The 23,607-nt window shown below is 65.0% G+C and carries 25 protein-coding genes and 1 tRNA gene; 25 read left to right on the top strand and 1 reads right to left on the bottom strand.

Annotated elements, in window-relative coordinates; genetic code table 11:
• Nucleotides 1-16 precede the first annotated feature (16 nt).
• The 7 genes from PFX98_RS20240 to tsaD all read left to right on the top strand — a co-directional run bounded on the left by PFX98_RS20240 (nt 17) and on the right by tsaD (nt 5,821).
• Nucleotides 17-1,237 carry an IscS subfamily cysteine desulfurase gene (locus PFX98_RS20240; protein ID WP_285232283.1) on the top strand — a complete coding sequence of 407 codons (1,221 nt, stop codon included), beginning with the start codon at nt 17-19 and terminating at the stop codon, nt 1,235-1,237.
• 26 nt (nt 1,238-1,263) lie between these two features.
• On the top strand, nt 1,264-1,650 hold the full coding sequence (gene iscU, locus PFX98_RS20235) for a Fe-S cluster assembly scaffold IscU (protein WP_285232282.1): 387 nt from the start codon (nt 1,264-1,266) through the stop codon (nt 1,648-1,650).
• A gap of 17 nt (nt 1,651-1,667) precedes the next feature.
• Nucleotides 1,668-1,991, top strand: a complete 324-nt coding sequence (gene iscA / locus PFX98_RS20230; protein ID WP_285232281.1) for an iron-sulfur cluster assembly protein IscA — start codon at nt 1,668-1,670, stop codon at nt 1,989-1,991.
• Between the two features lie 68 nt (nt 1,992-2,059).
• Nucleotides 2,060-2,587, top strand: coding sequence for a Fe-S protein assembly co-chaperone HscB (gene hscB, locus PFX98_RS20225; protein WP_285232280.1), 528 nt, complete (start codon nt 2,060-2,062; stop codon nt 2,585-2,587).
• A 4-nt stretch (nt 2,588-2,591) separates the two neighbouring features.
• The gene (gene hscA, locus PFX98_RS20220) at nt 2,592-4,448 is read left to right on the top strand and encodes a Fe-S protein assembly chaperone HscA (protein ID WP_285232279.1); all 1,857 of its coding nucleotides are present in this window, start codon (nt 2,592-2,594) and stop codon (nt 4,446-4,448) included.
• Between the two features lie 2 nt (nt 4,449-4,450).
• Nucleotides 4,451-4,789, top strand: coding sequence for an ISC system 2Fe-2S type ferredoxin (fdx, locus tag PFX98_RS20215; RefSeq protein WP_285232278.1), 339 nt, complete (start codon nt 4,451-4,453; stop codon nt 4,787-4,789).
• Nucleotides 4,790-5,821: a tRNA (adenosine(37)-N6)-threonylcarbamoyltransferase complex transferase subunit TsaD gene (gene tsaD / locus PFX98_RS20210; protein WP_285232277.1), complete on the top strand. Its 1,032-nt coding sequence runs from the start codon at nt 4,790-4,792 to the stop codon at nt 5,819-5,821.
• 8 nt (nt 5,822-5,829) lie between these two features.
• On the opposite strand, the gene PFX98_RS20205 is transcribed toward tsaD, so the two are convergent.
• Entirely contained in the window at nt 5,830-6,270 is a 441-nt protein-coding gene (locus PFX98_RS20205) for an Hsp20/alpha crystallin family protein (protein ID WP_285232276.1), read from the bottom strand.
• 429 nt (nt 6,271-6,699) lie between these two features.
• On the opposite strand from PFX98_RS20205, the gene rpsO reads away from it, so the two are divergent.
• The 18 genes from rpsO to nuoL all read left to right on the top strand — a co-directional run bounded on the left by rpsO (nt 6,700) and on the right by nuoL (nt 23,598).
• On the top strand, nt 6,700-6,969 hold the full coding sequence (rpsO, locus tag PFX98_RS20200) for a 30S ribosomal protein S15 (RefSeq protein WP_285232275.1): 270 nt from the start codon (nt 6,700-6,702) through the stop codon (nt 6,967-6,969).
• A 214-nt stretch (nt 6,970-7,183) separates the two neighbouring features.
• Nucleotides 7,184-9,349, top strand: a complete 2,166-nt coding sequence (pnp, locus tag PFX98_RS20195; RefSeq protein WP_285232274.1) for a polyribonucleotide nucleotidyltransferase — start codon at nt 7,184-7,186, stop codon at nt 9,347-9,349.
• A gap of 9 nt (nt 9,350-9,358) precedes the next feature.
• Nucleotides 9,359-10,345 carry an NAD(P)H-quinone oxidoreductase gene (locus tag PFX98_RS20190; protein ID WP_285232273.1) on the top strand — a complete coding sequence of 329 codons (987 nt, stop codon included), beginning with the start codon at nt 9,359-9,361 and terminating at the stop codon, nt 10,343-10,345.
• A 15-nt stretch (nt 10,346-10,360) separates the two neighbouring features.
• Nucleotides 10,361-11,101, top strand: coding sequence for a triose-phosphate isomerase (tpiA, locus tag PFX98_RS20185; protein WP_285232272.1), 741 nt, complete (start codon nt 10,361-10,363; stop codon nt 11,099-11,101).
• Nucleotides 11,102-11,165: 64 nt separating this feature from the next.
• Entirely contained in the window at nt 11,166-11,537 is a 372-nt protein-coding gene (secG, locus tag PFX98_RS20180) for a preprotein translocase subunit SecG (RefSeq protein WP_285232271.1), read from the top strand.
• Nucleotides 11,538-11,638: 101 nt separating this feature from the next.
• Nucleotides 11,639-11,723: transfer RNA gene (locus PFX98_RS20175), tRNA-Leu, on the top strand.
• A 245-nt stretch (nt 11,724-11,968) separates the two neighbouring features.
• Nucleotides 11,969-12,328 carry an NADH-quinone oxidoreductase subunit A gene (locus PFX98_RS20170; protein ID WP_285232270.1) on the top strand — a complete coding sequence of 120 codons (360 nt, stop codon included), beginning with the start codon at nt 11,969-11,971 and terminating at the stop codon, nt 12,326-12,328.
• Between the two features lie 26 nt (nt 12,329-12,354).
• Entirely contained in the window at nt 12,355-12,831 is a 477-nt protein-coding gene (locus PFX98_RS20165) for a NuoB/complex I 20 kDa subunit family protein (protein WP_046113908.1), read from the top strand.
• Nucleotides 12,832-12,843: 12 nt separating this feature from the next.
• Nucleotides 12,844-13,437 (top strand): NADH-quinone oxidoreductase subunit C, encoded by a 594-nt coding sequence (locus PFX98_RS20160; RefSeq protein ID WP_285232269.1) that lies wholly within the window; start codon nt 12,844-12,846, stop codon nt 13,435-13,437.
• A gap of 4 nt (nt 13,438-13,441) precedes the next feature.
• The gene (locus PFX98_RS20155; protein WP_285232268.1) at nt 13,442-14,695 is read left to right on the top strand and encodes an NADH-quinone oxidoreductase subunit D; all 1,254 of its coding nucleotides are present in this window, start codon (nt 13,442-13,444) and stop codon (nt 14,693-14,695) included.
• On the top strand, nt 14,692-15,210 hold the full coding sequence (locus PFX98_RS20150) for an NADH-quinone oxidoreductase subunit NuoE family protein (RefSeq protein WP_285232267.1): 519 nt from the start codon (nt 14,692-14,694) through the stop codon (nt 15,208-15,210). Before PFX98_RS20155 ends, PFX98_RS20150 begins: the two co-directional genes overlap by 4 nt.
• 15 nt (nt 15,211-15,225) lie before the next feature.
• Nucleotides 15,226-16,593, top strand: coding sequence for an NADH-quinone oxidoreductase subunit NuoF (gene nuoF / locus PFX98_RS20145; RefSeq protein ID WP_285232266.1), 1,368 nt, complete (start codon nt 15,226-15,228; stop codon nt 16,591-16,593).
• A 14-nt stretch (nt 16,594-16,607) separates the two neighbouring features.
• Nucleotides 16,608-18,932 (top strand): NADH-quinone oxidoreductase subunit NuoG, encoded by a 2,325-nt coding sequence (gene nuoG / locus PFX98_RS20140; RefSeq protein WP_285232265.1) that lies wholly within the window; start codon nt 16,608-16,610, stop codon nt 18,930-18,932.
• A gap of 4 nt (nt 18,933-18,936) precedes the next feature.
• Entirely contained in the window at nt 18,937-20,034 is a 1,098-nt protein-coding gene (gene nuoH, locus PFX98_RS20135; protein WP_285232264.1) for an NADH-quinone oxidoreductase subunit NuoH, read from the top strand.
• Between the two features lie 4 nt (nt 20,035-20,038).
• Nucleotides 20,039-20,521 carry an NADH-quinone oxidoreductase subunit NuoI gene (nuoI, locus tag PFX98_RS20130; RefSeq protein WP_285235655.1) on the top strand — a complete coding sequence of 161 codons (483 nt, stop codon included), beginning with the start codon at nt 20,039-20,041 and terminating at the stop codon, nt 20,519-20,521.
• 59 nt (nt 20,522-20,580) lie between these two features.
• Nucleotides 20,581-21,222 (top strand): NADH-quinone oxidoreductase subunit J, encoded by a 642-nt coding sequence (locus PFX98_RS20125; protein ID WP_285232263.1) that lies wholly within the window; start codon nt 20,581-20,583, stop codon nt 21,220-21,222.
• Nucleotides 21,222-21,545 carry an NADH-quinone oxidoreductase subunit NuoK gene (gene nuoK, locus PFX98_RS20120; RefSeq protein WP_285232262.1) on the top strand — a complete coding sequence of 108 codons (324 nt, stop codon included), beginning with the start codon at nt 21,222-21,224 and terminating at the stop codon, nt 21,543-21,545. Before PFX98_RS20125 ends, nuoK begins: the two co-directional genes overlap by 1 nt.
• A gap of 7 nt (nt 21,546-21,552) precedes the next feature.
• The gene (gene nuoL / locus PFX98_RS20115) at nt 21,553-23,598 is read left to right on the top strand and encodes an NADH-quinone oxidoreductase subunit L (protein WP_285232261.1); all 2,046 of its coding nucleotides are present in this window, start codon (nt 21,553-21,555) and stop codon (nt 23,596-23,598) included.
• Nucleotides 23,599-23,607: the final 9 nt, after the last annotated feature.

Genomic DNA, 23,607 nt, shown 5'->3' with positions numbered 1-23,607 from the left:
CCGCAGTTTCTCAACCATGGACATGACCCCGCATTTCCCGATCTACCTGGACTACGGCGCCACCACCCCGGTGGACCCGCGCGTGGTGGATGTGATGGTGCCCTGGCTGCGCGAGCATTTCGGCAACCCCGCCTCCCGCAGCCATGCCTGGGGCTGGGAGGCCGAGGCCGCGGTGGAGAAGGCGCGTGAGCAGGTCGCGTCGCTGGTGAATGCGGATCCGCGTGAAATCGTCTGGACCTCGGGCGCCACCGAGTCCATCAACCTGGCGATCAAGGGTGCGGCGCAGTTCTACAAGACCCGCGGCAAGCACATCATCACCCTCAAGACCGAGCACAAGGCGGTGCTGGACACCTGCCGCGAGCTGGAGCGTCAGGGTTTCGACGTCAGCTACCTGGATGTGCAGGAGAACGGCCTGCTGGATCTGGAAGCGTTCAAGGCCGCGCTGCGGCCGGACACCATCCTGGCCTCGGTCTTGTTCGTCAACAACGAGATCGGCGTGATCCAGGACATCGTGGCGATCGGCAATCTCTGCCGCGAACGCGGCGTGATCTTCCACGTCGATGCCGCGCAGGCGACCGGCAAGGTGGAGATCGACCTGGCGAGCCTGCCGGTCGACCTGATGAGCCTGGCCTCGCACAAGACCTATGGCCCCAAGGGCATCGGCGCGCTGTTCGTGCGCCGCAAGCCGCGCATCCGCCTGGAAGCGCAGATGCACGGCGGCGGCCATGAGCGCGGCATGCGCTCGGGCACGCTGGCCACGCACCAGATCATCGGCATGGGCGAGGCCTATCGCATCGCCAAGCTGGAAATGAAGGAAGAGGGCGAGCGCATCCGCATGCTGCACCAGCGCCTGCTGGATGGCCTGTCGGGCATCGAGCAGGTGTTCGTCAATGGCGATCTGAAGCAGCGCGTGCCGCACAACCTGAACATGTCCTTCAACTATGTGGAGGGCGAGTCCCTGATCATGGGCGTGAAGGGCTTGGCGGTGTCGTCGGGCTCGGCCTGCACCTCGGCCAGCCTGGAGCCCAGCTATGTGCTGCGCGCCCTGGGCCGCAGCGATGAGCTGGCGCATTCATCCCTGCGCATGACGATCGGCCGCTTCACCACGGTGGAGGAGATCGACTATGCCGTCAGCACGCTGAAGGACAGGGTGGCGAAACTGCGCGAGCTCTCGCCGCTGTGGGATATGTACAAGGATGGTATTGACCTCAGCACCATCCAGTGGGCCGCGCACTGAGCGGCCGGAACTAGCAGGAGAACAAGATGGCATACAGCGAAAAAGTTGTTGATCACTACGAGAACCCCCGCAACGTCGGCGCCTTCGAAAAGGGTGACGACAGCGTTGGCACGGGCATGGTGGGTGCGCCGGCCTGCGGCGATGTGATGAAGCTGCAGATCAAGGTCAACCCCGCCACCGGGCTGATCGAGGATGCCAAGTTCAAGACCTATGGTTGCGGCTCGGCCATCGCCTCCAGCTCGCTGGTGACCGAGTGGGTCAAGGGCAAGACCCTGGACCAGGCCCTGGACATCAAGAACACCCAGATTGCCGAGGAACTGGCGCTGCCGCCGGTGAAGATCCACTGCTCCATCCTGGCCGAAGACGCCATCAAGGCCGCGGTAGATGACTACCGCGCCAAGCACGTTCAGTAAGCCGCGGGAAGTTCAGGATGTCAGTGACCTTGACGGAAGCCGCGGCGCGCCATGTGACGCGCTATATCACCAAGCGCGGCAAGGGTGTGGGTGTGCGCCTGGGGGTGAAGACCACCGGTTGCTCGGGGCTGGCCTACAAGCTGGAATACGCCGATGACGTGGCGCCGGAGGACATCGTGTTCGAGGGTCATGGCGTCAAGATCCTGATCGATCCGAAGAGCTTGCCCTACCTGGATGGCACCGAGCTGGACTTCGTGCGCGAGGGTTTGAACGAGGGCTTCAAGTTCCGCAACCCGCGCGAGAAGGATCGCTGCGGTTGCGGTGAGTCTTTCCGCGTCTGAGCCCATGCTCCGATGACGAGGCGCGGCCAACCCTGGCCGCGTTTTTGTTGCTTCGCTGACCACGCTTCATGAATCTCGCCGACGACGATTTCAGCCTCTTTGGCCTGCCCCAGCGCTTTGCGCAGGAGCTGGCCGACATCGACGCGCGCTGGAAGGCGGTGGCGGCCCGCGTGCACCCGGACAAATTCGCCGCCGACGGCGCGGCCGCACAGCGTCTGGCGATGCAATGGGCGGTGCGTGTCAACGAGGCCCACCAGCGCCTGCGCAACCCGATGAAGCGCGCCGCCTACCTGTGCGAACTGCGCGGCGCGCCGCTGCAAGAGCATGACAACACCGCCATGCCGGCCGGCTTCCTGATGGAGCAGATGGAATGGCGCGAGGCCCTCGACGAGGCCGAGGGCGTGGCGGCGGTGCAGGCGCTGGACGATCTGGTGGCGGCGCGCGAACGCGCCTTGCTGGCGGAGGCCGGCACGCTGTTGGACGACAAGCAGGATGCGGCCGCTGCGGCCCAGCGCGTGCGCGCGCTGATGTTCGTGACACGCTTCCGCGCCGATATCGACAAGCGCCTGGACGCCCTGGACGGGCTGGGACAATAAGAACATGGCATTGCTGCAGATTTCCGAACCGGGCCAGTCGCCCAATCCGCATGAACGGCGCATCGCCGTCGGCATTGACCTGGGCACCACCCATTCGCTGGTGGCCTCGGTGCGCCATGGCGTGGCCGAGTGCCTGCCCGATGCGCAGGGTCGCGTGATCCTGCCGTCGGCGGTGCGCTACCTCGAGGGTGGCGGTCGCCAGATCGGTGCCGAAGCGCTGGCGGCGCAGGCCGACGACCCCGAGCACACCGTCGTCTCGGTGAAGCGCTTCATGGGGCGCGCGCTGGCGGACATCAGCGGCCGCGACAAGCTGCCCTACCGCTTCGAGGACACGCCGGGCATGTTGAGCGTGAACACGCGTGCGGGCGTCAAGTCGCCGGTGGAGATCTCCGCCGAGATCCTGGCGACGCTGCGCTATCGCGCCGAAGACAGCTTTGCCGACGACGTGTTCGGTGCCGTGATCACCGTGCCGGCCTACTTCGATGACGCCCAACGCCAGGCCACCAAGGATGCGGCCCAGCTCGCCGGCCTCAAGGTGCTGCGCCTCATCAACGAGCCCACCGCGGCGGCCATCGCCTACGGGCTGGACAACGCGTCCGAGGGGCTTTACGCGGTCTATGACCTGGGCGGCGGCACCTTCGACATCTCGTTGCTGCGCCTGACGCGCGGCGTCTTCGAGGTGGTGGCCACCGGCGGCGATGCCGCCCTGGGCGGTGACGACTTTGACCAGTTGCTGGCCGACTGGGCGCTGGCCCAGGTGGGCCTGGCAGCCGCCAGCGCGCACGACAAGCGCGCCGTGCTGGTCGCCGCGCGTCGCGCCAAGGAGGCGCTGTCCGCGGCCGAGTCCACCGAGCTGGCCTGCGAGCTGGACGCGGGGCGCGTCGGCGTGAGCGTCAGCCGCCAGCAGTTCGAAGCGCTGGCCAAGCCGCTGGTGGACAAGACCCTGGTCGCGGTGCGCCGCGTGCTGCGTGACGCGAAGATCAAGGCCGACGAGGTGCAAGGCACGGTGATGGTGGGCGGCTCGACCCGCATGCCCTGCGTGCGCGCGGCCGTCGGCCAGCTGTTCGGCCGCGAGGTCCTGACCAATCTGAACCCGGACGAGGTGGTGGCCCTGGGGGCCGCCATCCAGGCCAACCAACTGGCCGGCAACGCGGCCGATGGCGAGATCTTGCTGCTGGACGTGATCCCGCTGTCGCTGGGGCTGGAGACCATGGGTGGCCTGGTGGAGCGCGTGATCGAGCGCAACGCTACCATTCCGGTGGCCAAGGCGCAGGACTTCACCACTTTCAAGGACGGCCAGACCGCCATGGCCATCCATGTGCTGCAGGGCGAGCGCGAGCTGGTGAGCGAGTGCCGCTCGCTGGCGCGCTTCGAGCTGCGCGGCATTCCGCCCATGGTGGCCGGTGCGGCGCGCATCCGCGTGAGCTTCCAGGTCGACGCCGATGGCTTGCTGAGCGTGTCGGCACGCGAACTGGGCTCGGGCGTGGAGGCCGCCATCAGCGTCAAGCCCAGCTATGGGCTCTCGGACGAGCAGGTCGCCAGCATGCTCAAGGATGGCTTTGCCAGTGCCGAGACCGATATGCAGGCACGCGCCCTGCGCGAGGCGCGGGTGGAGGCCGAGCGCATGCGCCTGGCCACCCTGTCGGCGCTGGCGGCCGACGCCGACCTGCTGACGGCGGGCGAACATGCGGAGATCGACGCCTTGCTGGAGCAGATGCAGGCCGCGGCGATCGGCGAAGACGCCGATCGCATCAATGCCGCCGTCGAGACCCTGGCCAAGGGAACCGAGGCCTTCGCGGCCGCACGCATGAACAAAGGCATACGCCAGGCGCTGGCGGGCCGCAACATCGAGCAGCTCTGACCATGCCCATCATCAAGATTCTTCCCCATCCCGAGTACTGCCCGCAGGGCGCCGAGGTGACGGCACCCTCCGGCACCTCGATCTGCGAGGCCCTGCTGGACAACGACATTCCCATCGAGCACGCCTGCGACCAGGTCTGCGCCTGCACCACCTGTCACGTGATCGTGCGCGCCGGCCAGCGTTCGCTGTCCGAGATGGAGGAGGGCGAGGAAGACATGCTGGATCGGGCCTGGGGGCTGGAACCCGATTCGCGCCTGAGCTGCCAGGCCATCCTGGCGAATCAGGACGTCACCATTGAAATCCCCAAGTACTCGATCAACCACGCCAAGGAAAAGCACTGAATGCGCGTGCTGGGCTTCGAGTCGTCCTGTGACGAGACCGGGGTGGCCCTGGTCGAGGTGCCCGAGCAGGGCGCGCCGCGCTTGCTGGCGCAGGGCCTGCACAGCCAGATCAGCATGCACCAGGCCTATGGCGGTGTGGTGCCCGAACTGGCCTCGCGCGACCATATCCGCCGTGTCATCCCGCTCACGCGCGAGGTCCTGGCCGGGGCGCAGCTGGGCTTGGCGGACGTGGACGTGATTGCCTATACCCAGGGGCCAGGTCTTGCCGGCGCCCTCTTGGTGGGGGCCGGCGTGGCGGTGGCGCTGGCCGCCGCGCTGGGCAAGCCCAGCCTCGGCGTGCATCACCTGGAAGGCCATTTGCTCTCGCCCTTTCTCTCGACGGATGCGCCCGAGTTTCCCTTCGTGGCCCTGCTGGTTTCGGGCGGGCACACGCAGCTGATGCGGGTGGACGATGTGGGCAGCTACGAGATCCTGGGCGAAACCATCGACGATGCGGCCGGCGAGGCCTTCGACAAAAGCGCCAAGCTGCTGGGCCTGCCTTACCCGGGCGGTCCGCATCTGGCCAAGCTGGCCCTGCAGGGCGACCCCAAGGCCTTCGAATTGCCACGGCCGCTGCTGCACAGCGGCAAGCCGGATTTCAGCTTTGCGGGCCTGAAGACGGCGGTGCTGACCCAGGTGAAGCGCCTGGGCGAATCGCCGACCGAACAGCAGCGTGCTGATCTGGCGGCCGCCACGCAGGCCGCCATCGTCGAGGTGCTGGTGAAGAAGTCGCTGCTGGCGCTCAAGACCTCGGGCCTCAAGCGCCTGGTGGTGGCCGGCGGCGTGGGTGCCAACAGCGCCCTGCGTGAGCAACTCAACAGCGCCTGTGCCAAGCGCGGCGTGCGTGTGCACTATCCCGAACTCAGCTTGTGCACCGACAACGGCGCCATGATCGCGATGGCCGCCGCCATGCGTTTGCAGCGCGGCATGGGCCAGCTTAGGCGCGATGGCAGCTTCGAAGTCAGGCCGCGCTGGGATTTGGCGGCGGCCTGACGACGCGTTCAACTCACCGTCAGTTGTGCGGCGCCCTTGGCCTGGCGCTTGGCGAGATTCAGCGTCAGCACACCATGGTCCATCTTGGCGCTGGAGTCGGACTGGCTCACTTCCTCGGGTAGGCTGAAGCTGCGCGAGAAGCGCGAGCTGGAGCGTTCGCGGTACAGCAGCCGCTCACCGTCCTTCTTCTCTTCGTCCTTGCGGGTCTCGGCGTCCACGCTGATGCGGCGGCCGTCGATGCTGATCTTCACGGCTTCCTTGGGCACGCCGGGCATGTCCAGCTTGACCGTGTAGCCCTGCTCGGTTTCGCTGACATCCAGCGCCGGGCTGCGCAACTGGCTGGCGAGCTCGCGGACGTCGCCGAAGAAGTTGCTCAGGCCGTCGTCAAACAGACGCTCCAGGCTGCGTGAGAGTTCGGATGCATTGCGGTTCACGGGAACGAGAAACATAGAGCCTCCTTGCGGAATCGGTGGAACAACGGGCCTGCCGGCAACGGAGCGATCAGTACCCATGGCCCGAACTTAGGTGCAGGGCGGGCGCTTTCAAGAGCTGCGGCAGCGGCCGCCTTGCCGGCCGTCAAATTCAGGTGACATGCGTCCGCATCGCTTGCACAAGGCTCTTGAAACCGTCCGCATGCGCTGCCATATGCGGCCGCTTGTGCATCCGAATCGGTCTGTGTGCTGCGCCTGCGTCCGGTTTTGGTCTACAATCCGCAGGTTTTGCGCCGCCAGGCATTGCTTGGTGACGTGGAACAAGGCACGGCACGGGTCGGTTTCACCTGTGACCGCAAGTTGAAAACCTGGAAACCGTCTGAGAGCGACGCTTTAGTCCCTTCATGGGGGCGCTGCCCGGCGGATTCCGATAGCTAGGAACGCACCATGGCAGTCGCCGATCTGAACAAAGCAGACATCGTCAAGTCGAACGCTCGCAGCGCCAACGACACCGGTTCGCCGGAAGTCCAAGTGGCCCTGTTGACCGCTCGCATCAACGAGCTGACCCCCCACTTCAAGCTGCACGCCAAGGACCACCACGGCCGCCGCGGTCTGTTGAAGATGGTCAACGCCCGCAAGAGCCTGCTGTCTTACCTGAAGCGCAAGGACGCTGCGCGTTACACCGCACTGATCCAGAAGCTGGGTCTGCGTAAGTAAGCAGCTGTCGCGATCAAGGAGCCTGTCTGGAACTACTGCCAGCACAGGCTCTTTGTCTTTGTAGTTCAACGTTTTGGAGTTGAGCTGACGTGGTTGAGATGTGTCATTCCAAGGTGTTTCACCCGAGGCCCCCTGGAATGGCATCCGGCCAAACCCAGCCCCACTCCCGGTTCGCAGGCGCACCGCAAGCGCCCAAACACTAGAGGAGATGAACATGAGCTTGTTCAACAAAGTCACCAAGACCTTCCAATGGGGCAACCACCAGGTCATCATGGAAACCGGCGAGATCGCACGCCAGGCTTCCGGCGCCGTGCTGGTGAATATCGAGGACACCGTGGTGCTGGCCACCGTGGTGGCCAAGGGTGAGGCCAAGGCCGGCCAGGACTTCTTCCCGCTGACCGTCGACTATCTCGAGAAGACCTATGCCGCCGGCAAGATCCCCGGCAGCTTCTTCAAGCGTGAAGGCCGCCCCAGCGAGCTGGAAACCCTGACCTCGCGCCTGATCGACCGCCCGATCCGCCCGCTGTTCCCCGAAGGCTTCTTCAATGAAGTGCAGGTGGTGGTGCATGTGGTGTCGCTGAACCCCGAGGTGCAGGCCGACATCGCTGCCCTGATCGCCACCAGTGCCGCGCTGGCCATCTCCGGCATCCCCTTCAATGGCCCGATCGGCGCTGCGCGCGTGGGCTATGTGAACGGCGAATACGTGCTGAACCCCGGCAAGACCGCGCTGCTGGACTCCAAGCTGGACCTGGTGGTGGCCGGTACCGAGGCCGCCGTGCTGATGGTGGAATCCGAAGCCGACCAGCTCAGCGAAGACATCATGCTGGGTGGCGTGGTGTTCGGCCATGAGCAAGGCAAGATCGCCATCAACGCGATCCATGAACTGGTGCGCGACGCCGGCAAGCCGAGCTGGAACTGGGTGGCTCCGGCCAAGAACGAACCCTTCATCGCCAAGGTCACGGCCCTGGCCGAAGAGGCGCTGCGCGCCGCCTACCAGATCCGCTCCAAGCAAGCCCGCACCGTGGCCTGCCGCGAGGCCTATGCCAAGGTCAAGGAGACCCTGAAGGCCGAGGGCGTGGAATTCGACGGTGTCGAGGTCGACGGCCTGCTGTTCGAGATCGAAGCCCGCATCGTGCGCGGCCAGATCCTGGCCGGTGAGCCCCGCATCGACGGCCGCGACACCCGCACCGTGCGCCCGATCGAGATCCGCGCCGGCGTGCTGCCGCGCGCCCACGGTTCCTCGCTGTTCACGCGTGGCGAGACCCAGGCCCTGGTGGCCGCGACCCTCGGCACCGACCGCGATTCGCAGACCATCGACGCGCTCGCCGGCGAGTTCAGCGAGAGCTTCATGCTGCACTACAACATGCCTCCGTTCGCCACCGGCGAAACCGGTCGCGTGGGCAGCCCCAAGCGCCGCGAAATCGGCCACGGCCGTCTGGCCAAGCGCGCCCTGGTGGCGGTGCTGCCGAACAAGGAAGACTTCCCCTACTCGATCCGCGTGGTGTCGGAAATCACCGAGTCCAACGGCTCCTCGTCGATGGCTTCGGTGTGCGGCGGCTGCCTCTCGCTGCTGGACGCCGGCGTGCCCCTGAAGGCGCATGTGGCCGGTATCGCCATGGGCTTGATCAAGGACGCCAACCGTTTCGCCGTGCTGACCGACATCCTGGGCGATGAAGATCATCTGGGCGACATGGACTTCAAGGTTGCGGGTACCACCACCGGTATCACGGCCCTGCAGATGGACATCAAGATCCAGGGCATCACCAAGGAAATCATGCAGGTCGCACTGGCGCAAGCCAAGGAGGCGCGTCTGCACATCCTGGGCAAGATGGTGGAAGCGGTGGCCGGCGCCTCGACCGAGGTGTCGGAGTTCGCGCCCCGTCTGTACACCATGAAGATCAACCCCGAGAAGATCCGTGACGTGATCGGCAAGGGCGGCGCCACCATCCGTGCGCTGACCGAAGAGACCGGCACCACCATCGACATCGGTGAAGACGGCACCATCACCATCGCCTCGACCGACGCCGACAAGGCCGCACACGCCAAGAAGCGCATCGAAGAGATCACCGCCGAAGTGGAAGTGGGCAAGGTCTACGAAGGCCCGATCACCAAGATCCTGGACTTCGGTGCCCTCGTGAACCTGCTGCCCGGCAAGGACGGTCTGCTGCACATCAGCCAGATCGCCCACCAGCGCGTCGAGAAGGTCACCGACTTCCTGACCGAAGGCCAGATCGTCAAGGTCAAGGTGCTGGAGACCGACGAGAAGGGTCGCATCAAGCTGTCGATGAAGGCCCTGATCGACCGCGACGCCGCGCCCGCATTCGCACCGCAGGCAGCGCCCGTCGCCGCCCCGGTAGCCGAAGAAGGCGCGGCCGAGTAAGGCCTGGCAGTGAAGGCCATCGCCATCACGCAGCCGGGCGCGCCCGAGGTGCTGCAGCTGGTCAGCCGACCCGACCCCGTCGCCGGGGCAGGGGAGTGCCTGATCGGCGTGCAGGCCTATGGCATCAATCGCCCGGATGTGCTGCAGCGCAAGGGTGCTTACCCGCCGCCTCCCGGTGCCAGCGATCTGCCTGGCCTGGAAGTGGCGGGGCGCATTGTTGCGGGCGATGGTCAGGCTCTGGCTGCGGCCGGCCTGCACATTGGCGACGCGGTCTGCGCGCTGGTGGCGGGCGGTGGCTATGCCGAGCTTTGCACGGCCCCCGTGACGCAATGCCTGCCGGTGCCGGATGGCTGGAGCATGGCCGAGGCGGCCAGCCTGCCCGAGACCTTCTTCACCGTCTGGAGCAATGTGTTCGAGCGGGCGCGTCTGCAGCCCGGCGAAAGCATCTTGATCCATGGCGGCAGCAGCGGTATCGGGGTGACGGCGATCCAGTTGGCCAAGGCCTTTGGCGCCAAGGTGCTGGTGACGGTGGGCAATGCCGAGAAGGCTGCGGCCTGCCTGAAGCTGGGTGCCGATGTGGCGATCAACTATCGCACGCAGGACTTCGTGGCCGAGATCAAGGCGGCCACTGCGGGCCGTGGCGTGGATGTGATCCTCGACATGGTGGCGGGCGACTATGTGGCCCGCAACGTGCAGTGCCTGGCCGACGACGGCCGGGCCGTCATCATCGCGGTGCAGGGTGGCGTCAAGGCCGAGTTCGATGCGGGTCAGGTCTTGCGCCGGCGTCTGACCATCAGTGGCTCGACGCTCAGGCCGCGCTCGCTCGAGTTCAAGGCCGGCATTGCGCGCGCGCTGCGCGCGCATGTCTGGCCCTTGCTGGCGGCGCGCACCATTGCGCCGGTGATCTACAAACAATTGCCAGCCGATCAGGCCGCTGCCGCGCACGCACTCATGGAGTCGGGCGAGCATGTGGGCAAGATCGTGCTGAGCTGGTAAGTTGGAGTGTTAGCGATGCGCAAGAAGTTGGTGGTGGGCAATTGGAAGATGCACGGCAGCCGTGCTGCCAATGCCTTGTTGCTGACCGGCTTGAAGGAGGCGGGGCCGTGGAACGCCGATGTGGCGGTCTGCGTGCCGTTTCCCTACATCACCGAGACCGCCCTGGCGTTGACCGGCCAGGCGGTGGCCTTTGGTGCGCAGGACTGCTCGGCCCATGAGCAGGGCGCCTACACCGGCGAGGTCTCGTCGGCCATGCTGGCCGACATCGGTTGCCGCTATGTCATCGTCGGCCACTCCGAGCGTCGCGCCTATCACCATGAGAGCGATCAGCTGGTGGCCGACAAGGCCAAGGCTGCGCTCGCGCATGGCGTGACGCCCATCGTCTGTGTGGGTGAAACCCTGGCCGAGCGCGAGGCGGGGCAGACCGAGGCGGTGGTGAAGCGCCAGCTGGCCGCGGTGATCCATACGCTGACGCATTGCATTGGCGAGATCGTGTTGGCCTATGAGCCGGTGTGGGCGATCGGCACTGGCCTCACTGCTTCGCCCGAACAGGCGCAGGCGGTGCACGCCGTGTTGCGCAAGCAGCTCGCCGCCGCGACGCAGAAGGCCGACGCGATGCGCATTCTGTATGGCGGTAGCGTCAAGCCCGACAACGCGGTGCAACTGTTTGCCCAGCCCGATATCGACGGCGGCTTGATCGGCGGCTCCGCCCTCAAGGCGGCTGACTTCTCGGCCATCTGCCGCGCTGCCGGCTGAGCCCATAACAAGGCGATGCGGCCAAGGCGGCCGCGATCGCGAATGATTTCCTGGAGAGTTTGAGATGCAAGTGTTGATGAATCTGGTACTGATCGTGCAACTGCTGAGCGCCCTGGCGATGATCGGCCTGGTGCTGGTGCAGCATGGCAAGGGTGCCGATATGGGCGCCTCGTTCGGCAGCGGTGCCTCGGGCAGCCTGTTCGGCGCCACCGGCAGCGCCAACTTCCTGTCGCGCAGCACGGCGGTGTGCGCCACGCTGTTCTTTGTCTGCACCCTGGGCCTGGCCTATCTGGGCAGCCGCGGCAGCGCGGCTCCGGCGGGGGGTGAAAGCGTGCTGGACCGTGCCGCTCCGACGGCGCCTGCGGCACCCGCATCCGGCGCGGCTGCGGTGCCGACCAGCCTGCCCGCGGCACCGGCTTCCGCAGCCTCGAACTGAGTCGCAAAAATACAGCGAATCTCGCTGGAGCCTTGAAATTTCGGTATAGAATTCAAGGCTGTCTCGGAAGCAATCCTCAAGCAACCGAATAACAGGCAAGCGCCGACGTGGTGAAATTGGTAGACACGCTATCTTGAGGGGGTAGTGGCGAAAGCTGTGCGAGTTCGAGTCTCGCCGTCGGCACCAAACAATGCGATCGAGATCGTCAGTTAACATCCCAGGGTTGGAGCCCGACGATGTGTTGGTGATGTTGGTTGTGGCGCCCTGTAGTGGTGAAGGTTTGACGAAGGTCATGCCGAAAGCTGCGAAGGGACTAGGCGGGCGCAGTCCGTGAGCGATACTCCATCGCCAACGGCGCGCCCGTTGCTTTTGTCGAATATGTTGCTGCTGGGCCTGGAGGCCGCAGGGCAGCGCAACCGAGAGCAAAAACTGTGAATCTGGAACAGTACCTCCCCGTCATCCTCTTTATCTTGGTCGGCGCAGCGGTAGGTATAGCGCCCCAGGTTCTGGGCTTCCTGCTGGGACCCAATCGGCCGGATCAGGCCAAAAACTCCCCTTACGAATGTGGCTTCGAGGCCTTTGAAGACGCGCGCATGAAATTCGATGTGCGCTATTACCTCGTGGCCATTCTCTTCATTTTGTTTGACCTGGAAATCGCCTTCCTGTTTCCCTGGGCCGTGGCCCTGCGCGAAATTGGAGCCACGGGTTTCTGGGCCATGATGATTTTCCTGGGCATTCTGGTCGTGGGCTTTGCCTACGAGTGGAAAAAAGGCGCCCTGGACTGGGAATAAACTGCTCTGACGCGAAGGCACGCCCCATGGGTATCGAAGGCGTTTTGAAGGAAGGCTTCGTCACCACCTCGGTGGACAAGCTGATCAACTGGTCCAAGACCGGTTCACTGTGGCCGATGACCTTTGGTCTGGCTTGCTGTGCGGTGGAGATGATGCATGCCGGTGCGGCGCGCTACGACATCGACCGCTTCGGCATGTTGTTCCGTCCGAGCCCGCGCCAGTCCGATCTGATGATCGTGGCCGGCACCTTGTGCAACAAGATGGCGCCGGCGCTGCGCAAGGTCTACGACCAGATGGCCGAACCGCGCTGGGTCTTGTCGATGGGCTCCTGCGCCAACGGCGGCGGCTACTACCACTACAGCTATTCGGTGGTGCGCGGCTGCGATCGCATCGTGCCGGTGGACGTGTACGTGCCCGGTTGCCCGCCCACCGCCGAGGCCTTGCTCTATGGCATCTTGCAGCTGCAGGCCAAGATCCGCCGTGAGAACACCATCGCACGCTGAAGGCTGCCATCAATGAGCAAACTTGATACCTTGCAGGCCGCACTGGAGAAGGTGCTGGCCGGCCAGATTCTGGAACTCAAGCGCGAGTTCGACGAAATCACCATCCGCGTCTCGCCCGTCGACTACCTGGCCGTGGCCAAGACGCTGCGCGACCATTCGGAGCTGCGCTTCGAACAGCTGATCGACCTGTGCGGCCTGGACTACAGCGCCTACGGCGACGGTGGCTATGAAGGCCCGCGCTATGCGGTTGCCTCGCACCTGCTGTCGGTCAACAAGAACTGGCGCCTGCGCCTGAAGGTGTTCTGCGCCGACGACGATTTCCCCTGCGTGGCGGCCGTCACGCCGATCTGGAATTCGGCCAACTGGTTCGAGCGCGAAGCCTTCGACCTCTACGGCATCATCTTTGAAGGCCACGAGGACCTGCGTCGCATCCTGACCGACTACGGTTTCATCGGTCACCCGATGCGCAAGGACTTCCCGACCCAGGGGCATGTGGAAATGCGCTACGACGCCGAGCAGAAGCGCGTGATCTACCAGCCGGTGACGATTGAGCTGCGTGAGATCACGCCGCGCGTCATCCGCGAAGACAACTACGGCGGGCTGTAAAACCATGGCCGATATCAAGAACTACACCCTCAACTTCGGGCCTCAGCATCCGGCCGCGCACGGTGTGCTGCGCCTGGTGCTGGAGTTGGACGGCGAAGTGATCCAGCGCGCCGATCCGCATATCGGCCTGCTGCACCGCGCCACCGAGAAGCTGGCCGAGACCAAGACCTACATCCAGTCGCTGCCGTATATGGACCGGCTCGACTATGTGTCGATGATGGCCAACGAGCATGCCTACTGCCTGGCGATCGAGAAGATGCTGGGCGTGGACGTGCCGCTGCGCGCGCAATACATCCGCGTGATGTTTGCCGAGATCACGCGCCTGCTGAACCACCTGCTGTGGATCGGCGCGCATGGCATCGATTGCGGCGCCATGAACATCCTCATCTACGCCTTCCGCGAGCGCGAGGATCTGTTCGACATGTACGAGGCGGTGTCGGGTGCGCGCATGCACGCGGCCTATTTCCGTCCGGGCGGCGTCTACCGCGACCTGCCGGACAGCATGCCGCAGTACCAGGTCTCGAAGATCAAGAACGCCAAGACCATCGCGATGCTGAACGAGAACCGTTCGGGCACGCTGCTGGACTTCATCGACGACTTCTGCGCGCGCTTCCCCAAGAACGTCGACGACTACGAAACCCTGCTGACCGACAACCGCATCTGGAAACAACGCACCGTGGGCATCGGCGTCGTCAGCCCCGAGCGCGCACTGAACATGGGCTTCAGTGGCCCGATGCTGCGCGGCTCCGGCATCGCCTGGGATCTGCGCAAGACCCAGCCCTACGATGTCTACGCCCAGATGGATTTCGACATCCCGGTGGGCACCAACGGCGACACCTACGACCGCTACCTGGTGCGCATGGAAGAGATGCGCCAGTCGAACCGCATCATCAAGCAGTGCGTGGACTGGCTGCGCGCCAACCCCGGCCCGGTCATCACCGACAACCACAAGGTGGCACCGCCCGCCCGTGTCGACATGAAGTCGAACATGGAAGAGCTGATTCACCACTTCAAGCTCTTCACCGAAGGCTTCCGCGTGCCCGAGGGCGAGGCCTATGTGGGCGTCGAGCATCCCAAGGGCGAGTTCGGCATCTACATCGTCAGCGACGGTGCCAACAAGCCTTACCGCCTGAAGATCCGTGCGCCGGGCTTCTCGCATCTGGCCGCGCTGGATGAGATGGCCAAGGGCCACATGATTGCCGACGCTGTTGCCGTGATCGGCACCATGGATATCGTTTTTGGTGAGATCGATCGATGAGCGCCACCACCTATGTGATCAGCGAGGCCACGCGCGCTCGCTTCGACCGCGAAGTCGCGAAGTACCCGGCCGAGCAGAAGCAGTCGGCCGTGATGGCCTGCCTGTCCATCGTGCAGCAGGAGCAGGGCTATGTGTCGCGCGAGAGCGAAGACGCCATCGCCGCCTACCTGGGCATGCCGGCCATCGCGGTGTACGAGGTCACGACCTTCTACAACATGTACAACCAGCGGCAGCTGGGCAAGTTCAAGCTCAACGTCTGCACCAACCTGCCTTGCCTGCTGCGCAACGGCCAGCAGGCGCTGGACCATCTGTGCCAGAAGCTGGGCGTGGAAGAGGGCGGCACCACCGCCGATGGCCTCTTCACCGTGCAGAAATGCGAGTGCCTGGGCGCCTGCGCCGATGCGCCGGTGATGCTGGTGAACGATCGCCAGATGTGCAGCTTCATGAGCCATGAGCGTCTCGACGAACTGGTCGACGTGCTCAAGGCCAATTCCAACAACTCGGCCAAGAACTGAGGGAAGAGAAATAGCATGCTGGATCTCTCCAAGTTTCAAGCCAAGGGCGTCGAAACCTGTTTCCACGACCGCCACCTCGGCCCGCAGATCTATGCCGGCCTGAACGGCAGCAACTGGAGCCTGAAGGATTACGAAGCGCGCGGCGGTTATGCCGCGCTGCGCAAGATCCTGGGCAAGGATGGCGCAGAGCCGTCAGGCGACCAGCAGGTCGCGGGCCTGACCCCCGATCAGGTGATCGCCGAAGTGAAGACCTCGGGCCTGCGCGGCCGCGGCGGTGCGGGCTTCCCCACCGGCCTGAAGTGGAGCTTCATGCCGCGCCAGTTCCCGGGCGCCAAGTACCTGGTCTGCAATTCCGACGAGGGCGAGCCCGGTACCTGCAAGGACCGCGACATCCTCATGTACAACCCCCACATCGTCATCGAAGGCATGGCGATCGCCGCCTACGCGATGGGCATCAAGGTGGGCTACAACTACATCCACGGCGAGATCTTCGAGGTCTACGAGCGCTTCGAAGCGGCCCTGGAAGAGGCGCGCGCCGCCGGCCTGCTGGGCGACCACATCCTGGGTTCGGACTTCAGCTTCCAGCTGCACGCCCACCATGGCTTCGGCGCCTATATCTGCGGCGAGGAAACCGCGCTGCTGGAATCGCTGGAAGGCAAGAAGGGCCAGCCGCGCTTCAAGCCGCCATTCCCGGCCAGCTTCGGCCTCTACGGCAAGCCCACCACCATCAACAACACCGAAACCTTCGCGGCGGTGCCCTGGATCATCCGCAACGGTGGCCAGCCCTACCTCGAGATCGGCAAGCCCAACAACGGCGGCACCAAGATCTTCTCGGTCTCGGGCGACGTTGAGCGCCCCGGCAACTACGAGGTTCCGCTGGGCACGCCCTTCGCCAAGCTGCTGGAACTGGCCGGTGGTGTGCGCAAGGGCCGCACGCTGAAGGCCGTGATCCCCGGCGGCTCGTCGGCGCCGGTGCTGCCGGCCGCGACGATGATGGAATGCACGATGGACTATGACTCCATCGCCAAGGCCGGCTCCATGCTGGGCTCGGGTGCGGTGATCGTGATGGACGACAGCCGTTGCATGGTGAAGAGCCTGCTGCGCCTGTCCTACTTCTACGCACATGAGAGCTGCGGCCAGTGCACACCCTGCCGCGAAGGCACGGGCTGGATGCACCGCGTGGTCGAGCGCATCGCCAACGGCCATGGCAAGCCCGAAGACATCGAGCTGCTGAACTCGGTCGCCGACAACATCCAGGGCCGCACCATCTGCGCCCTGGGCGATGCCGCGGCGATGCCGGTGCGCGCCATGATCAAGCATTTCAAGCACGAGTTCGTGCACCTGATCGAACACAAGACGGCCCTGGTGCCGGCCGCTGCCTGAGCGCAGGAAGAGATATGGTTGAAATCGAACTCGACGGCAAGAAGGTAGAGGTTCTGGAAGGCAGCATGGTGATGCATGCGGCCGAGAAGGCCGGCACCTACATCCCGCATTTCTGCTATCACAAGAAGCTCTCCATCGCTGCCAACTGCCGCATGTGCCTGGTGGATGTGGAGAAGGCGCCCAAGCCCATGCCCGCCTGTGCCACGCCGGTGACGCAGGGCATGATCGTGCGCACCAAGAGCGAGAAAGCAATCAAGGCCCAGCAGGGCGTGATGGAGTTCCTGCTCATCAACCACCCGCTGGACTGCCCGATCTGCGACCAGGGCGGCGAGTGCCAGCTGCAGGACCTGGCGGTGGGCTATGGCGCCGGCAAGTCGCGCTACACCGAAGAAAAGCGCGTGGTGTTCCACAAGAACGTCGGCCCGCTGGTCTCCATGGAGGAGATGAGCCGCTGCATCCACTGCACCCGCTGCGTGCGCTTTGGCCAGGAGATCGCCGGCCAGATGGAACTGGGCATGGCCCACCGCGGCGAGCACAGCGAGATCCAGACCTTTGTCGGCCGCACGGTGGATTCCGAGCTGTCCGGCAACATGATCGACATCTGCCCGGTGGGCGCGCTCACCAGCAAGCCCTTCCGCTACAGCGCCCGTACCTGGGAGCTGTCGCGCCGCAAGAGCGTCAGCCCGCATGACTCCACCGGTGCCAACCTGATCGTGCAGGTCAAGGGCAACCAGGTGATGCGCGTGGTGCCGCTGGAGAACGAAGACGTCAACGAATGCTGGATCGCCGACCGCGACCGCTTCTCCTACGAGGCCCTCAACAGCGACGCCCGTCTGACCCAGCCCATGATCAAGCAGGGCGGCCAGTGGAAGGAAGTCGACTGGAGCGTGGCGCTCGAGTACGTGGCCAAGGGCCTGCAAGGCATCAAGAGCCAGCATGGCGCCGCCAGCATCGCCGCCCTGGGTTCGGCCCACAGCACGGTCGAAGAGCTGCACCTGCTGGCCTCGCTGGTGCGCGGCCTGGGTAGCGAGAACATCGACCATCGCCTGCGTCATGCTGCCTTCGACAACGTGGCCGAGGCCGGCAAGGCGCATTGGCTGGGTACCCCGATTGCGTCCCTGAGCGAGCTGGACCGCGCTTTCGTGATCGGTTCCTTCCTGCGCAAGGACCACCCGCTGTTTGCGCAGCGCCTGCGCCAGGCGGCCCGCCACGGCGCCCAGGTGCTGAGCCTGCATGCCAGCGAGGATGACTGGCTGCTGCCGGTGGCCGCGCGCATCACCGCGGCGCCCAGCGCCTGGGTGCAGGAGCTGGCCAATGTGGCCGCCGCCATCGCCGAGAGCGTGGGCGTGCAGGCGCCGGCCGCCGGCCAGGCCACCGCGGCCGCCAAGGCCATCGCCACGGCGCTGCTGAGCGGCTCGCGCAAGGCCGTGCTGCTGGGCAACGCCGCCGCCGAGCATCCGCAGGCCGCCAGCCTGCTGAGCCTGGCCAACTGGATTGCCGCGCAGACCGGCGCCAGCGTCGGCTACCTGACGGCCGCCGCCAACACGGTAGGTGCGCAGCTGGTGAAGGCGATGCCGGGGCAGGGCGGTGCGAACGCCGCCGAAATCCTGGGTGCCAAGGGCGCCCGGGCGCTGCTGCTGCTGAACACCGATCCGCTGCTGGACGCCGCCAACCCGGCCGCCGCCGCCAAGGCCCTGGACGCTGCCGACATGGTGGTGGTGCTGAGCCCCTTCAAGTCGGGCATGGACTACGCCGACGTGCTGCTGCCCACCGCGCCGTTCACCGAGACCTCGGGCAGCTTCGTGAATGCCGAAGGTCGCCTGCAGAGCTTTGTGGGCGTGGTGAAGCCGCTGGGTGAAACCCGCCCGGGCTGGAAGATCCTGCGCGTGCTGGGCAATCTGCTGGGCCTGCAGGGCTTTGGCCATGAGAGCTCCGAGCAGGTGCGCGCCGAGGCGCTGGGTGTGGATGCCGATCTGAGTGCGCGTCTGAGCAATGCCGGCCAGGCCGCCGTGGTGTTCGGCCAGCCGGCCGCCATCGAGCGCATCGCCGACCTGCCCATCTACGCCACCGATGCCCTGGTGCGCCGCGCCAGCTCGCTGCAGCTGACCACCGACGCGCGCCAGTCCGCCGTGGCCCGCGTGTCCAAGGCACTGTGGGAGCAACTCGGCCTGGCCGAGGGCGGCCGCATCAGCGTGAGCCAGGACGGCGCCGGCACGGCGCAACTGGCCGCCAAGTTGGATGCCGGCCTGCCTGCCAATGTGGTGCGTGTGCCGGCCGGCCTGCCCGAAACGGCCGCCCTCGGCGCCGCGTTCGGCAGCCTGACGATTGCCAAGGTGTGAACCCATGATCGACAGCCTCTATCAATCCGGCAACGCGCTCCTGGGCGGCTTCTGGCCCGTCATCTGGAGCCTGCTCAAGATCATCGCGGTGGTGGCACCGCTGATGTTGTTCGTCGCCTACCTGACGCTCTGGGAGCGCAAGGCCATCGGCTGGTCGCAGATCCGCCCGGGCCCGAACCGCGTCGGCCCCTACGGCCTGCTGACCCCGATCGCCGATGCGGTGAAGCTGATCTTCAAGGAGATCATCATCCCGACGGCGGCCAACAAAGGCCTGTACTTCCTCGGCCCCATCATGACCATCATGCCGTCCCTGGCGGCCTGGGCGGTGGTGCCCTTCGGCCCGCAGGCCGCGGTGGCGGACGTGAACGCCGGCCTGCTGTTCCTGATGGCCATCACCTCGCTGGAGGTCTACGGCGTCATCATCGCCGGCTGGGCCTCCAACTCGAAGTACGCCTTCCTGGGCGCGCTGCGCGCCTCGGCCCAGATGGTGTCCTATGAAATCGCGATGGGCTTCGCGCTGGTGGTGGTGCTGATGGTCACCGGTAGCATGAACATGAGCCAGATCGTGATCTCGCAGGAGACCGGCCGCTTCGCTGCGATGGGCATGAACTTCCTGTCGTGGAACTGGCTGCCCCTGCTGCCGATCTTCGTCGTCTACTTCATCTCGGGCTTGGCCGAAACCAACCGTCACCCCTTCGACGTGGTGGAAGGCGAGTCGGAGATCGTGGCCGGCCACATGATCGAGTACTCGGGCATGGCGTTCGCGATGTTCTTCCTGGCCGAATACGCCAACATGATCCTGGTCTCCACGATGGCCTCGGTGATGTTCCTGGGCGGCTGGTCGGCACCGATTTCCTGGAGCCTGCTGGGCATGGAAACGCCGGCCCTCATCAAAGCCACGCTGCCGTTCTGGAACTGGTTCTGGCTGTTCGCAAAGATGTTCGTCGTCGTCACCATGTTCCTGTGGGTGCGCGCCACATTCCCCCGCTTCCGCTACGACCAGATCATGCGTCTGGGCTGGAAGATCTTCATTCCCGTGACCCTGATCTGGCTTGTTGTGGTCGGACTGTGGATCCAGTCGCCGCTGAACATCTGGAAGTGACGTGATGGTCAAACATTTCCTCAAGAGCTTCTTGCTCACCGAGCTGTTCAAGGGCATGGCCCTGACCGGCCGGCATTTCCTCTCGCGCAACATCACGGTGCAGTTCCCGGAAGAGAAGACGCCGCTGTCGCCGCGCTTCCGCGGTCTGCACGCGCTGCGCCGCTACGAGAACGGCGAAGAGCGTTGCATCGCCTGCAAGCTCTGCGAGGCGGTCTGCCCGGCGATGGCGATCACCATCGAGTCGGACGTGCGCGAGGACGGCAGCCGCCGCACCACGCGCTACGACATCGACCTCACCAAGTGCATCTTCTGCGGCTTCTGCGAGGAGAGCTGCCCGGTGGATTCGATCGTCGAGACGCCGATCTTCGAATACCACGGCGAAAAGCGCGGCGACCTGTACTTCACCAAGGACATGCTCCTGGCCGTTGGCGACCGTTATGAAAAAGAGATCGCAGCCACCAAGGAGGCCGACGCCAAGTACCGCTGATGGCTGAGGGTCAGGTCTTGCGCCTGGCCCCTCACACAGCTGACGCTTGCAGGATTCCCATGCAAACAACCACTGCGCTGTTCTACGTTTTCTCGGCCATCTTGCTGGCCTCTTCGTTCCGTGTCATCACGGCCAAGAGCACCGTGCATTCGGCCCTGTTCCTGATCCTGGCCTTCTTCACCGGCTCCTGCATCTGGATGCTGCTGAAGGCCGAGTTCCTGGCGATCGCCCTGGTGCTGGTCTACATCGGCGCCGTGATGGTGCTGTTCCTGTTCGTCGTGATGATGCTGGACATCAACACCGACAGCATCCGGCAGGGCTTCTGGAAGCATCTGCCGCTGGCGGGCCTGGTGGGCGCCTTCATCGCGCTGGAAATGGCCGCGGTGCTGATGAGCGGTTTCCGCCTCAGCGAGGCACCGGCGCTGGATCCGGTCTCGGCCCAGCTGGGCAATAGCAAGATGCTGGGCATTGCGATCTACACGCAATACCTGTATCCGCTCGAGATCGCAGCCGTGCTGCTGCTGGTGGCCATCATCGCCGCCATCGCGCTGACGCTGCGCCGCCGCAAGGATTCGCGCTACCAGGACCCGGCCGAGCAGGTCAAGGTCCAGAAGGCCGACCGCCTGCGCGTGCTGAAGATGCAGCCCACGGTGGAACTGCCCGCAGCCCCCGCTGCCGACAAGAACGAAGGAGCCGCATGATGGGTGCCGTAGCTACCGGTCTCACGCTGGGACATTTCCTCACCCTGGGCGCGCTGCTGTTTGCGCTCTCGGTGATCGGCATCTTCATGAACCGCAAGAACCTGATCGTCATCCTGATGGCGATCGAGCTGATGCTGCTGGCGGTGAATCTGAACTTCGTGGCCTTCTCGCACTACCTGGGCGACATGGCGGGCCAAGTCTTCGTGTTCTTCATCCTGACCGTGGCGGCCGCCGAATCGGCGATCGGCCTCGCGATCCTGGTGGTGTTGTTCCGCAATCGCGCCAGCATCAATGTGGAAGAACTGGACGCCTTGAAGGGCTGATAAGAACATGTCCGCACAACTCTCACAGAACCTGCTGCTGGCGGTGCCGCTGGCGCCCCTGGCCGGTGCCATCGCGGCCGGCTTCTTCGGCAAGCAGATCGGCCGCCGCGGCGCCCACACGCTCACCATCCTGGGCGTGCTGATCGCCTTCATCATCTCGGCGATGACGCTGAAGTCGGTGGCCATCGACGGCGCGCGCTTCAACCAGACCGTCTACGAATGGATGGTGCTGGGCGGCCTGAAGATGGAAGTCGGCTTCCTGGTCGACGGCCTCACCGCCATGATGATGTGCGTGGTGACCTTCGTCTCGCTGATGGTGCACATCTACACCATCGGCTACATGGAGGAAGACCCCGGCTACCAGCGCTTCTTCGCCTACATCTCGCTGTTCACCTTCTCCATGCTGATGCTCGTGATGAGCAACAACATGCTGCAGCTGTTCTTCGGCTGGGAAGCGGTGGGTCTGGTGTCCTACCTGCTGATCGGCTTCTGGTACACCAAGCCGACGGCGATCTTCGCCAACATGAAGGCCTTCCTGGTCAACCGCGTGGGCGACTTCGGCTTCATCCTGGGCATCGGCCTGCTGGTCGCCTATGGCGGCTCGCTGAGCTATGCCGAGACCTTTGCCAAGGCGGGCGAGCTCGCGCAGATCAAGTTCCCGGCGCCGCTGTGGGGCAGCGACTGGATGATGCTGAGCGTGGCCTGCATCTGCCTGTTCATCGGCGCGATGGGCAAGTCGGCGCAGTTCCCTCTGCATGTCTGGCTGCCCGATTCGATGGAGGGCCCGACCCCGATCTCGGCGCTGATCCACGCCGCCACCATGGTGACGGCCGGCATCTTCATGGTCGCCCGCATGAGCCCGCTGTTCGAGCTGTCCGACACGGCGCTGAACTTCGTGCTCGTGATCGGTGCCATCACCGCGCTCTTCATGGGCTTCCTGGGGATCATCCAGAACGACATCAAGCGCGTGGTGGCCTACTCGACGCTGTCGCAGCTGGGCTATATGACGGTGGCGCTGGGCGCCTCGGCCTACTCGGTGGCGGTGTTCCACCTGATGACGCACGCCTTCTTCAAGGCGCTGCTGTTCCTCGGCGCGGGCTCGGTCATCATCGGCATGCACCACGACCAGGACATCCGCAATATGGGCGGCCTGCGCAAGTACATGCCCATCACCTGGATCACCTCGCTGCTGGGTTCGCTGGCGCTGATCGGCACGCCGCTGTTCTCGGGCTTCTATTCCAAGGACTCGATCATCGAGGCGGTGCACGCCAGCCACCTGCCGGGTGCGCAGTTCGCGTACTTTGCGGTGATCGTGGGCGTGTTCGTGACGGCCTTCTATTCCTTCCGCATGTACTTCCTGGTCTTCCACGGCAAGGAACATTTCCATCACAAGCCCTTCCCGGGCGAGCATGACCACCACGACGACCACGGCGCCCACCACGAGCCGCACGAGTCGCCCTGGGTGGTGACGGCACCGCTGATCCTGCTGGCCATCCCCTCGGTGGTGATCGGCTACCTGACCATCCAGCCCATGCTGTTCGGCGACTTCTTCAAGGATGCGATCTTCGTGAACCACGAGGTCCACCACGCGATGGAGGAGCTGGCCCATGAGTTCCACGGCGCGGTGGCGATGGCCACCCATGGCCTGACGGCGCTGCCGTTCTGGCTGGCGCTGGGCGGCGTGGTGACGGCCTATGTGTTCTACATGGTGGTGCCGAGCATCCCGGCCACCATCGCGCGCGTCTTCAAGCCCGTCGTGAACGTGCTGGAGAACAAGTACTACATGGACTGGATCAACGAGAACATCTTCGCCGCCGCGGCGCGCGCCATCGGCGTGGGCCTGTGGAAGGGCGGCGATGCCGCGCTGATCGACGGTGTGCTGATCAATGGCTCGGCCAGGGCGGTGGGCGGCATTGCCGGCCTCGTGCGGCGCGTCCAGACCGGCCACCTGTACTGGTATGCCCTGGTGATGATTCTGGGCGTCATCGGCTTGATGACCTGGCAGCTGTGGCCTTACATCGGGCCCCAATTCAGAGCCTTGGCGGGTTTCTGATCCGGGCGG

Origin of the sequence: Paucibacter sediminis (genome assembly GCF_030254645.1) — a bacterium.
GTDB classification, from domain to species: Bacteria; Pseudomonadota; Gammaproteobacteria; order Burkholderiales; family Burkholderiaceae_C; genus Paucibacter_B; species Paucibacter_B sediminis.
This window is presented reverse-complemented; position numbering and strand designations above follow the sequence as displayed.